General features: G+C 64.6%; 7 protein-coding genes and 1 pseudogene. 5 read left to right on the top strand and 3 right to left on the bottom strand.

The features are described 5' to 3' along the window. Positions 1–300: 300 nt before the first annotated feature. Both ACYVF6_RS11150 and ACYVF6_RS11145 read left to right on the top strand, forming a co-directional pair. Positions 301–665 (top strand): annotated as a pseudogene (locus ACYVF6_RS11150) (transposase); the annotation flags it as partial. Between the two features lie 959 nt (positions 666–1,624). Continuing rightward, entirely contained in the window at positions 1,625–4,870 is a 3,246-nt protein-coding gene (locus tag ACYVF6_RS11145) for a tetratricopeptide repeat protein (RefSeq protein ID WP_460519713.1), read from the top strand. Between the two features lie 302 nt (positions 4,871–5,172). Here the strand turns inward: ACYVF6_RS11145 and ACYVF6_RS11140 are convergent, their stop codons facing one another. Then, complete coding sequence (locus ACYVF6_RS11140) at positions 5,173–7,089, bottom strand: tyrosine-type recombinase/integrase (RefSeq protein WP_460519710.1); 1,917 nt, start codon at positions 7,087–7,089, stop codon at positions 5,173–5,175. 61 nt (positions 7,090–7,150) lie between these two features. Here ACYVF6_RS11140 and ACYVF6_RS11135 point away from each other — a divergent pair, with 61 nt between their 5' ends. The 3 genes from ACYVF6_RS11135 (at position 7,151) to ACYVF6_RS11125 (ending at position 9,914) form a co-directional block, all read left to right on the top strand. After that, the gene (locus ACYVF6_RS11135; protein WP_460519707.1) at positions 7,151–7,420 is read left to right on the top strand and encodes a hypothetical protein; all 270 of its coding nucleotides are present in this window, start codon (positions 7,151–7,153) and stop codon (positions 7,418–7,420) included. A 498-nt stretch (positions 7,421–7,918) separates the two neighbouring features. Then, entirely contained in the window at positions 7,919–8,572 is a 654-nt protein-coding gene (locus ACYVF6_RS11130) for a hypothetical protein (RefSeq protein ID WP_460519705.1), read from the top strand. Between the two features lie 1,159 nt (positions 8,573–9,731). Further along, the gene (locus ACYVF6_RS11125) at positions 9,732–9,914 is read left to right on the top strand and encodes a hypothetical protein (RefSeq protein ID WP_460519702.1); all 183 of its coding nucleotides are present in this window, start codon (positions 9,732–9,734) and stop codon (positions 9,912–9,914) included. Positions 9,915–10,175: 261 nt separating this feature from the next. Here ACYVF6_RS11125 and ACYVF6_RS11120 read toward each other — a convergent pair whose 3' ends face one another. Both ACYVF6_RS11120 and ACYVF6_RS11115 read right to left on the bottom strand, forming a co-directional pair. After that, positions 10,176–10,727: a hypothetical protein gene (locus ACYVF6_RS11120; protein ID WP_460519699.1), complete on the bottom strand. Its 552-nt coding sequence runs from the start codon at positions 10,725–10,727 to the stop codon at positions 10,176–10,178. 742 nt (positions 10,728–11,469) lie between these two features. Then, positions 11,470–12,003: hypothetical protein (locus tag ACYVF6_RS11115; RefSeq protein WP_460519697.1), on the bottom strand; the 534-nt coding region annotated here is incomplete at its 5' end.

Below are 12,003 nucleotides of genomic sequence, written 5' to 3'. Positions count from 1 at the left end.
CCAGTCTCGCGGTATCCGATGTCGCGGTCATCCCGACTCCTTCTCCGCCAGCCCATCAGGCCGGCGAGTCAAGCCGGAAACACCGTTCGATCCACAGTCCCCAGGAAACCACCCCGAATAGACAAGAGAAACGGGGAGTGTCGATCGGGACTGTACAAACAGCGGTGTAAATCCGGACAAAGGAGATACGCCTGATGGACACGACACGGGGAGCCGTCGAAGCGCCGACGGTGGGGCCGGCTGCGGTGGGGCGGTGGATGAGCAGCTGGTGATGGAGCTGACGGCTCGGGCCAGCGCGGCGGAGTGGGGCTGACCGGTGAGAGTGGGCTGCTGCAGCAGTTGACCAAGGTGGTGCTGGAGTCGGCGCTGGAGGGCGAGATGGACGGCCATCTCTGGTACGGCAAGCACGATCCAGCGGGTCGGAACGGGGAGAACTCGCGCAATGGCAAGCGCACCAAGACGATGTTGACGGAGGCTGGGCCGGTCGAGCTGGAGGTGCCCCGCGACCGGAACGGCAGCTTCGAACCGGTGATCGTCAAGAAGCGGCAACGGCGCCTGGACGGTATCGACGGGATCGTGCTGTCGTTGTCGGCCAAGGGCTCACCCACGGCGAGACCGCTGCACATCTGGCCGAGGTCTGCTCCAGCAGCGTCGGCCGCCGGACCGGGCGATGGTCGGTGCAGGCTCGGTACGCGCCATTTCGCGTGCTTGTGGTCCGAGCCGGGCTACCAAGGTCGGCTGCTGGCTCTCTCATACCGGAAGCCCCGTGTCGTACTCGCCCAGGCGTGCCGCACGCAGAGCTTCCAACTGGCCCCCCACGGCACCATCCTCGGTGTCGGTGACCAGCTGTCCAACGCGTACGCCAGGGCCGGCGCCGAGCCATACCACGAGCCGAACTGGGATCCGTTCGAAACAACTCGGTCGGCGTCCAAACCGATCTCGCGATGCTCGTCCGGGACACCGCACAAGCTACCGAGCCGGCAACATCCAGCGGGCTATCGCGAGAGTCGGCGCTCGGCGGGGTTGACCGGCGATGCCGGCTCGGCTCCAAGCACACGGTCTGTCTGTGGTCAAAACCCAACTACACCGGTGATCTCGTGACGGTTCCGGTCGGCACCAACCGGCTTGTGATCAGGCCGCCAGGGTTCGCCGCGCGTAGTCTTCAAGCCGCTGGAGACGTCAACTTGTGGGGCTACATCGACAACGATCCGTTCCAAATGATCGGCGCCGCGCTTGGGGTGTGGGAGGCCGAGCAGCCGACGCGCCTCCTGCTTGATCGGCCGAACCTTGTAGTGCGAAGTACTTCTCTGCACCTGTGCGACGGACTATGGGCTCAGCGTTGCGCTGATCTCTGGCAGCACCTCCATTCAGGCCGAGCTCGGCAAGAGTTCGCCGAACTCCATCATCGTCAGAGGGCCGACACGCTAGGTGGATCTTGTCCGTAATACCTGGATTGCCACCAATCCGCTGTCGGCCGAGGTGGAAGAACGGTGTTCGCCGGGACCGCTCCCGGATGTCACCTGGAAGGTTGGACGGCATCGCATGTGGCTGAGAGTGCTTGCCTTCCTTGGTCGCGTGTGAGGATCTGGTGGACAGGCGGTCTGCTGGCGTGGAGGCGGAGGGAATGGATCTCGCCGACGAGGAAGCAGGTTACGTACGCTGCCTTGCGTTGGGTCAGGCGGCTCTGGCAGGTGGGCGGTTCGAGGAGGCCGCCCGGCTGTTGGGCGAGGTCGTGGCGCTGCGGCCGGGCGAGGCGGCGGTGCACGTCGAGCTTGCGGCGGCATTGCGCGGCTTGGGATGGGTGGAGATGGCGCGCCGTGCCTACGCCCAGGCGCTGGCGGTCGATCCATTCTGCTCCGCCGCCGCGGACGGGCTACGCAGCTTGCATTCCGGACAAGAGCGGCGGAGAAACTTCCGAGTTGGTCAGCGTCTGGCGAGCGGTCGAGACGTCGAAGCCTGGACTGTCTTGGAGGTGCGGCAGGGCGGGTTCGGGGTCGTATACGTCGCACGCTCCGGTGACACCGGGAAGCGTAAGGTGCTCAAGACATTCGACGCTCGGCTGCTGTGGAGCGATGAGGACCGGATCCGGTTTGAGCGCGAGGCGCTGACCTGGGTGCGGCTGGAGCCGCACCGCCATGTGGCCACAGCGGACTGGGTGGAGTGGATCGAAGGCATGCCCTGTGTGGTCACCGACTATGCCGAGGGCGGCGACCTCGCGAGCCTGCTGGCTGCCGGGGCGCTGCCACGGGCGCAGGCTCTGCGGTTCGCCCGGCACCTGTGCGACGGGCTGCGCCACGCTCACAGCCAGCTGGGCCTGGTACACCGAGATGTGAAACCTGCGAACTGCCTGCTCACGAAAGACAACACCCTGCAGGTGACCGACTTCGGACTGGCCCGAGCTTTCCATGACGGCAGCAGCGATCTGCCCGGTCTGGCGGAACTCCCGGATCGAGCACGATCGCTGTACACCACGGTGGCGGGCACGCCGCGCTACATGGCGCCCGAACAGTTCGTTCCAGGGGCCAGGCTGGACACCCGCGCCGACATCTATGCGTTCGGTGTCGTCCTCTTCCAGATGACGACAGGCGAGCTGCCACCCGCTGACGGGCTGGCACGTGAGTACATCGACCGCGCGACCGGCAGGCGCGAGCGCCGCTCCCAGCTCTATCAGCTCATACGAGCGTGCACCGAGCCGGACCGTAACAACCGGCCGCCGGACTTCGCGGCGGTGCGCAAGCAGATGGACGGGGTGTACCGCGAGGTACTCGGCCGTGCGGCCCCACCGCCCGCCCGCCCACAACGCCTCGACGCCGAAGGCTGGGTGTCCAAGGCATTGGCGCTGCATCACCTCGCCCGTTACGACGAGGCACTTGAAGCGGTTCGGCACGGCCTGGAGATAGCCGAGCAGAACCACGGCAGTGATGTGACCCGCAGCAAACTGTGGCAGGTGCGCGGCATGAGCCTGCAATATCTGCGCCGCTACGACGACGCTGTGAGCGCCTATGATTGGGCGGTCGAGCTCAACCCGGGCGAGTCCAGTGCCTGGCTGTGCCGAGCATCGGTGCTTTACCAGATGGAACGGTACGACGAGGCCCTCCAATGCTACGACCGCAGCCTGAGCCTCCAGCCCGCCGAGGGTGTGACATGGGGATCCATGGCGAACGCCCTGCGGGAATGCGGACGTCTGGAGGAGGCGGAGGAGGCGTACGCACGCGCGATTGAGCTGCGGCCGCGCGACGAGAAGAACTTCCTTGGTCGGGCGTTGCTCCGGCGGCGAGCGGGTCGGCACACCGATGCTCTGGACGACCTGGACCGTGCCCTGGTCATCGCGCCCCGCTACTTTTACGCCCACTACCAGAAGGCCTTCACCTTGAATAAGCTGTCGTGTCCGGCAGAGGCCGTCGAGGCACTGGAGCGGGCAGCCGAAACGGCACCAGACGATCAAGTCGTGTGGTCGAGCGTCATGAAGGCCGCCTTCGACCTCGGGCACTACGCACACGCTTTGAAGTACTGGGACAAGGTTCAACGGTTTGGGGGTGACCGCGCCGAACTCTGGGTGTACAAGGGCCGCATCATCAGCATGCTGCACGGGCACAGCCAGGAAGAGTTGGCCTGCTACGACCGCGCCATCGAACTTGAGCCAACGAATGCGATGAGTTGGAACAAGAAGGCCCTCGTGCTGCGAACACTCGATCGTCCCGACGAGGCCCTTGGCTGCCTCGAACGCACCATCGATGTCGTCCCCGAGAACGCCCGGATCTTGGCTCAGAAGGCTGCTGCCCTGACCGAGCTCGGCCGGCGGACGGAAGCGCAGCCCTATCTCGAGAACTGGCGGGAGCTAGACTCCACCGACGTCGGCACACCGCTCGACATTGGCTACGTACTCTCCGAACTCGGCCGCTACGAGGAACAACTTGCCTGCTATGAGGAAGCCCTAGAAACCTGGCCAGACGAATCTCGGCTGTGGAGCAACATGGGGGTCGCACTCCGGGAACTCAGGCGCTTCGAGGAGGCAGAGGAGGCGTACGCCCGCGCTCTTCAACTGAGCCCTCGCGACGAGTCCATCCTTGTCGGCCGGGCCGTGCTACGACAGCGGACAAGCCAGGAGAACGACGCACTCACCGATCTCGACCAAGCCCTAGCCATCGCGCCCCAGTCCTATCCGGCCCACTTCCAGAAAGGCTGCGTACTACTGACGCTCGCACGCCCGGCCGAGGCCATCAAGGTCCTAGAACGGGCAGCCGAACTCAATCCTGACAATCCAGATGTCTGGTGGAACATCATGCGGGCCGCCTACGAGCTTAACCGCTACGAACAGGCACTCAAAAGCTGCCTGAAGTCCGTGAAGGTCGGAGGCGAGACAGCAAACCTACGGATTTACAACGGCAACATCCTTGTCAAGCTGCATGGGTACGACGCGGAGGCACTGGCCTGCTACGACCGCGCTCTTGAACTCGAACCAGAGTCCGCCGTGGCGTGGCTCAACAAGGCCGATGCCCTCCGCCAACTTGACCGCTTGGACGAAGCCCTCCCCTGCTACGACCGCGCCATCGAACTCGAACCTGACGCACCGAACCAATGGACCCGAAAATCCTTCGCGCTGCACGCCCTGGGCCGCCACAAGGAAGCACTCGTCTGCGTCGAGCACGCACTCGAGACAGACCCTGGAAATGCTAACGCTTGCGGCCAGAAGGGGGCAGTCCTAAGCGCGCTCGGTCAGTCGGAGGAGGCACTAGTCTGCTACGAGCACGCCCTGGAGATCCGGCCGGACGATCCGTGGCTATGGAACGGCAAGGGACACACGCTTGAAAGCCTCGGCCGCGCCGACGAGGCGGCTGAAGCCTTCGAACGCGCTCGTCATAGCGGATAGGACCACCACAGCATCGCCCTGCTGTGTCGGAATCAGGACGTGTGACGGGTTGTGTGCTCAGGGCATGGTTGGCGTCAGCAAGTCGAGGAATTGCCTGCTAGTTCGGGCAATCATCCTTTGCTCGTAATGCGATTCGTGGCGGGAGAGATCGTCGAGTAAGCCTCCAACGCGACTACGCCAGGCGCTACACTCCGCGTCGCGTCGATGCCAATCCAGGTGCGCGCCGATCAGTTCACGTAGCCGTGGCGCCTACCGTTCTCGGTTCGAGCACCCATTACGGTAACCATCAAACAAAACGTGATTCACCGCCAGATTGCAGCTCGGGCATGCCAAGATCGATCGGTCCGCGTCGGGCTCGGCGTATGGTGTCGTCGCGTTTGGCGCGTAGGAAGGTGAGGGTGAGGCCGATGCCTTCGATCTCGCCGGCCCAGCCTTCGGCTTCGGCGCGTGCCTTGCGGGCGATGAGGTCTGTTTCGAGTTCGTCGAGGCGGACGAGCATCCTGGGGTTGACGTGCAGCATGGGGCAGCGGATGCAGGCGTGTTCGTGTTGGCACGGGGTGCCGTAGGGACGGCCGCAGGAGCCGAGCTCGACTTTGCGTTTTGTCGAAGTGCTCCTCGAACTCATCCCACTCCGCACCCGTGGTCGGGCGGTATTCGTCATCGGGTCGCAGTTGCCGGCGTTGTTCGAGGAACGCGGTGTAGTGCCGGGTCACGTCTTCGTCGAAGACGGCGACGTAGCCGCGGGTGGTTTGCAGGTTCATGTGCCCGAGTAGGGCGGCGCCGATGTGGATGGGCAGGCCGCTGTTGACCAGGTCGGTGGTGAAGATGCGGCGGAAGTCGTGCGGCGTGAACCGGGTCGTTCGGAAGGCCGGATGGTGTTCGGCGAGCTCGGCGGACAGGCGGGTGAGCATGTTGAGCACGGTGCCGGTGGCGATGACGGCGCGGGTGGAGCCGATACGTCGCTGGAACAGGAACGGCATGGGTGGGCTCCAGATCTTGTCGTGGTGGTCGAACCGGCTCAGCAGTGGGATCGGGTGACCGTTGTGGGTGTGCCGGCGGATGATGGAGGCGATGACGTGGAATAGTTCGGTGCTCATCGGGATCACGCGTTCCCGGTCGGTCTTGGACGGCGCGATCACTAGCAGTGCGATGACCTCACCGTTCGGGCGCTGGTACTGCCGCACGGACAGGTGGGTCAGCTCGCACAGTTCCTCGATTCGCACGCCGGAGTGCCGCAGGGTCTCCACGCAGGCCCAGTCCCAGAACGCCGCTTCCTCGTCGGTCTCCAGGTGTAGGACCTGACCGGTGGCTTCGTCGCGGACGCGGACGGGTGCCTCGTGCAGCCGGTTGCGGTGCCTGTGCCGGTCGGTTTTGGTGATGATCCGGCGGTAGGTGCGCTCAGCGTGGACGAACGTGTCGTCGAGGTTGACCTGGCGGGCGCGGTCCAGGAGGGTGCGGGTGTGGTCGTAGCGGTCCTCCACATGCCGGACGAGGATGGGTAGGAGTGGCTGCCGCTGTCGGGTGCGGTCGGCGGTGCGTGCGTTGATCCTGCGGCGCCGCTTGCCGAGCCCGCGGAGCTCGGCAGGTGGGATCGGGCAGGGAGCTACCCACGGTCCCCACTGTTCGGGTTCGTCGGCGGCCCAGGTGTGCAGGTCGTAGTAGAAGCTGCGCACGGCGATGACGATCTGGTCCTGGCCGGCGCGGGGTTTGCCGTCGTCGCGGGTGCGGATCAGGTCCCGCCAGCGGGCATAGGTCTCCGGGGAGATCCGCAGATCGGGCTGGCCGGGGTTGACCTGTTCGATCTTGGCCCAGAAGTGCTTGGCGACCAGCAACACCAGTTGGACCAGGGAGGCGTAGTCGGTGTCGCCGGCACGCCGCTGGAAGTAGTCCAGCAACAGTTGCCGGACTGCCCGGTTCTGGATTGGGTAGCGGTCGACCATCTGCTCCACTGTGAGTTGCCCGCGGTGAATCGCCGCGCGCATCGTGGCCGGGGTGTCGGGTGGGAAGTGGCCCATGCGGTGCAGCACGTTCCATGCCGCCAGGCCGGCGAACTTGTTGGCGTAGCTGGTGTTGCCCGGATGCAGGATCGCCCGCACCCGTCGTGTCTCGTGCGCGTGATGCAGCAGCGCGGCCGGTGTGAGATCGGCCAGGGCGATGCCCTGCACGGTCAGCAGAGCGCACACCTCGAACAGCGCCTCCCGCCGGTGCACAGGCGGCACGCCCTCGTCTACGTCTCCAACTGCTGGCTCGCAGTGTCGTGGATTTGTCGGTCTTGCGGATGTGGGTGCTGATCTCGATGTCCTTGTGCAGCACGCGAGAAGCGCCGTCTTCAGCACTGATGATGACGGTCTTGCCGGCGCGGGCTCCGCCGACGCGTACGCCTTGATGCCGACCTTGGTGATGCCATCGGCTGCGATCACGGCCATGACCCGCACGAGGCCAGGTGGTGGAGGCGGCGGCAAGCGTCCGGTGGGTGCGGTAGCCGTTGAGCCGAACGTTTTGACCTCATCCATGCTGCCGGCCTTGATCGCATCGCTGACGGAACGTTGACGGAACCTGGTTCGTACTACGAGCAGGATCGTGGTGATGGGGTGACTCGAAATGATCGCCATGTGTATTGCTGCGCTGCTCGGTGCGGTTGCGGGAGTTCCACTCGGTCTCGCCGTCAACGCCAGGCTCGAGCTGCGAAAGCACCGCAAGCAGTCGGCCCAGGCCCAATCTCGACATCCATCGCATGCGGGCAAGCCCCAATCGAGCAGGACCGCCGGCTCGTCAACCGAGACCCGGCCCCAGCGACGGTGGTGGCCTGACCCAAACCGGAAGAAGCGGGATAAGCAGTCAGAGCCAGACGTTTTCGTCATCGACCTGACCGAAGGCTCAAGCTTCGCCAACCTGCTCGATACTGCGGCCCTTCTGCGTCGTACCGTCACGGCCGACCCTCCAAGTCTCCTGGTTATCGAGCTACGCCCAGCGCATCAGCTACGGCAGGTCGGCGAGTGGGCGCGTCGTGTGCCGTCCACGTTTGCCAGTGGGATGACATCGGGAGCGTTGAGCGAAGCGGCGAAGAGCATTCGCGGCTCAGGCTTCGAGATCGACTTCATTCACGCCGATCAACTTGCCGGCGATATTCAGGCCCAGACAGGGGCGGTGAAGCTGGCGATAATCCATGATCCGGTATCTGCCATCGCCGAAGCAATGGACGTCGACTCGGCACTCGCGGGGATGCTGGGAACGGCAGCGGCTCTGGTAGTGCCACTGCCCTTCGAAGTATCGGTGGGCCGCGTGGTCACAGCGCTACGTGTGGCCGGAATAGTCATCGGCTTGGCGGTAGGGCAGCCGCCGTTGGCGATCGCCTCGCTCAAGTCGCTGGCGCTGCAGAAGGTCGTCGAGACCAGCGTCAAGGAGATCGCCGGGACGCCATCGCCTGCCCACAGCAACCGACAGATATCCGCCCAGCGTGTCGAGGAGCGGACAAGGGTCGTGCCGCTGACAAAGATCGAGGAGATAAGGGAAAGGCTGTGGGCAGAGGCTGGGGAGCGGGCAGCGCTCGAGAATCTCCCGTGGGATCTCGACCCGTCAGGCCGTGCCGACCCCGTCAGAGAGCCGAGCAGCAGGTCCGACCGACAGCAATGGGCGCCCCATAGGCCCAATAGAGCCGAGCCTCGAGCGAGTCGTAGTCGACCAAGCTGCGGCGGCCGATAGCTTCGATCGTTCAGCGCCAACTCTCGATCTCCCGCGCGAGCCGGTCGCCGTCTTGGGTCAGCCGGACCTTTGCCTGGTTCCCGGTGCCGAAGAGGGATTCGCCATTCCGGGCGATCCGGTCACGACGATCGCTGCGCCCGCTTAGGGACGCATCCGTGACCCGTCCGCCATCGCCGCCAGGTTGAAATGACCTGGCGTGTACGCCGGTGACACACGACAACAAAGGACGACCACCACGGTGGGGGCATGCGGCGGTGAATAGGTTCGCGACCGTCATCGCTGCCACATGCGTCACGCCGGCCACGTTCTCCAGGATCGTTGGGCACTGTGAGTGATCCGCCGCGCGTGGTACGCGCCCGACAAAATCATCGGCCCGATCAGCTCAGCGCTGCCCCGATGCCGGGATCGTCAGCGCCGCAGCGTAGGTCGGAGTGCCTCAGGCGGCCACTGGCCGCGTTGCGGTTTCCGTGTGTACGATCAAGTATTCCCCACGATCGGCGATTTCCGATCACGATCTTCCCCACCCGGCCGATCCCAGGGCGCGCCTCATGAGGACGACGATCGCACCGCCGGTCGAGCCTCGGACAGGAACGCTGTGGCACAGCACATAGGAGCTGTCGCCGGGGCTCCTTCGTCGGCCGGTCGCCGCCGGGTGACCTGGGTTCCCGCCACCGTCGGTACATGCTCTGCTGTGGCGGGGCGTCAACCGGACGGATCGCTGGAGCTATAGCAGTTGGTGAATGCGCTTGTACGTGGCTGACACGCCTCACGCGCCTGAGCAAGGTGCGCCGCGATGAGGGCTCCTGGGCAACTGGCCTACGCCCTGCCCCTGAACGAGGACACGGCGGACAACGCCATCCACACCGCAACCCATAGCTGGCGGATCGTGCCTGGCCAACCGTCCCTCCACAGCCCGCCGTGTCCTTTCCACGCATCGGTTCCAGGATCGGCGATCACCGCATCAGATCAGAGCGGCCGGTTCGTGTCGTGACCGCGAACCATCCGCCGTCCTTCTCCGGTAGGCGGCAGTCGCGCACTGTGCGTGCCCTGGTTATCCCAGTGCAGCCCAAGCAGCCTTCTCTGCAACGAATATTGACATGGCCGGACCTGACATCGTTGAGGCAGCTGGTCGGCGGATACGTCGACATCTGTTACAGCATTGACGAAGGCTGGCATCTGTACTGCGTCGAACCTGGCTAAACCCACGCCCCTCAACCTCAAGGCCACCGACCTCGTGCGGCAGCTCGACCAACACAACTCGCCGGTCTACGGCACAGCCGCCATGGTCGGCACCGGTGCCGGCGGGGTGGACATCGACGTCCCCGAAGAACTGGAAATGTGAGGCAATCCGAACCGCAGCCGATATGTCATCCGTGAGTCCGGCTCAGCGCAGCGCGCCGAGCCGGACTATTGGGCGGATGTTGTGAACAAGGTTGGGTTCGGGTGATCTCAGCCTCTAAAGGATGAGGTCCGGTTGTCCCAGCCGTAGGCGGACAAGAAGGGCTCGTACCTTCCGCCAGAAATGAACAGCGCAGACCCTCCAAATCCGATGTGCTCGAACAGGACCATGCCGCTGTCGGATGCGCTCGCCGATGATGCCTCGTCATTCCAACTGACGCACCAGCCGACGCACACCATGTCTATCTGGGTCAGGTTCGCGTAGCCCGTAACCGGCCGTCGCGCCGAGCGAAAAGAACGTCGCGTAGTCACCGGAGTAGATCACCGAGACCGGGGAACTGGCCGAGATGTTCGTCTGACCGGATCCGGACTCCCGGTGTTTCATTGGCATGAGTGGGTCTCCGGACGCGACTGCCTCGGGGGTCAGCACCCGCTGCGGCTTGGCCGTGGCGTGCACCGGTCCACCGTGTTCACGGACGAAGCGTTCGAAGTCGGCTGGCTTGGTAAACGCCATGAGTTGGCCGTTCGGGCTTCCGCCCGGAACCACGGCCATATATAAGGGCCGTCCGTTGTATCTGGTGATCGTGCTCGCCGGGGCCGAGTGGCCGTTGATGGTGAGCGGCACCCGCGGGACCTGGTGCACGATGGGCTTCGGCGCCGTCTTCTCAGGCACCGCGTTGGCTGCGCCAGCGGGCAGGAGACTGGAGACTGTCACCGCTGCGGCGATCAGGCAGAATCGGAGATTGGAAGTCCGCATCTATCTTTCCTCTCGTCGTTCTCGATTTCGGTTCATGGGTACACAGTCACTCGGTAACCTGCTCGCCGATCTTGTGCAGACCTTGCGGCTACAAGACAACGGACCGGGAAACTACAGACCTGCGCTCAGTTTGGAATGTTCGTTGGGTGGTCGAATTGCGGTCACCCAGCTACGGTCGGGTAGCGAAGGTTAGCCCGCGCAGCTATGCGCGGGCGTGTGCTGGTGTTGGCGGTTGGTGATCGAACGGTTTCGAGTGTCGATCTTCGCCATGGGAGCCGTTTGCCGGTGAGGAGATGGCGGCTCGAGCCGTGGTGTGCCCGTCGATCGGGTCGGATGTGCCGTAGGTGCCTGCCAAGTCCCGGATGTGCGCCATCAGTTTGGCTGAGCTCGGAGGATCCTTCGTCTGCGGCCAGAAAGTCGCGTTCCAGGCGACATGGCAAGTGATGGCAGCCTCGATTGGCCCTGAGCCACTGCCTGGCTGGTGCTGACTGGTCGATGTGTCGTCACAGGTCGGGGGCTAGGACCTGGATCGACACCCGTGGACTATCCGACATTCGGCTGCTTCGCGGCCCCACAGTCGCTGTCAGAACCCACCCGAGGGCGACGAACGCCTAGCTTGCCCACGCCAACTCGTCGATGTTCGTGGTCATCTCACCGCTGGATATTCCTGCGCACTCTGCTGACCGAGCCAGAGGAGAACCTGGAGCTGTTCGTAGCCGGGGCAGGGGCGGTTGCTCTGTGCTCACGGGCGCCGGCAGCGCACTCCGTTGGGTTCGACGATGGTGTTGTTGTTGCCATCCTTCAGAGTGTGCGAGCCAACCGTCTCGCAGCTGGTGTCCGGCGCAGGAGGTCCGGAAAGAAGGGAGATCAGCCCGGCCGCTCCCACCACGGGAAGCAGAATGAGGGTGACAACCTCCCATCCGCCAAGGGTCGCGTCGACGGTGGTGCTCATCGAGTCGGCGTTCATCAGGGCCTTCCAGTTGGCCCGGATCTCGTTGTTGGGGCCACTTTCGTTCCAGTCTTCGTTGCGGGAGTCGAAGACTGAGGTGGTTCCGCCTACGTTTGCCTCGTACATCTTGCCGATGGCCTGGTCGGTTCCCGGAATCCTTATCGCCGACCCGACGGTGCAGGCAAGGCCGACGAGTCCGCTGTTGTGCAGGTGCCCTCGGTAGTGGAAGGTGCCGGCGCTGGTCAGTGTCAGTTCCGCCCAGCCGCCGACTGACGAGACACCGATGTGGCCTGAGTTGAAGACTCGCCGTGCGGGGAACTCCACCAC

The sequence above is a fragment of the Flindersiella endophytica genome (assembly GCF_054779015.1).
Note: the sequence above shows the minus strand (reverse complement) of the source record. Positions and strands in the feature narration are given on the sequence as shown.

Excerpts from the sequence above, each read along its gene's own strand:
- ACYVF6_RS11145 (WP_460519713.1), top strand. The coding sequence starts at position 1,625 with ATGGATCTCGCCGACGAGGAAGCAGGTTACGTACGCTGCCTTGCGTTG.
- ACYVF6_RS11120 (WP_460519699.1), bottom strand. The coding sequence starts at position 10,727 with ATGCGGACTTCCAATCTCCGATTCTGCCTGATCGCCGCAGCGGTGACA.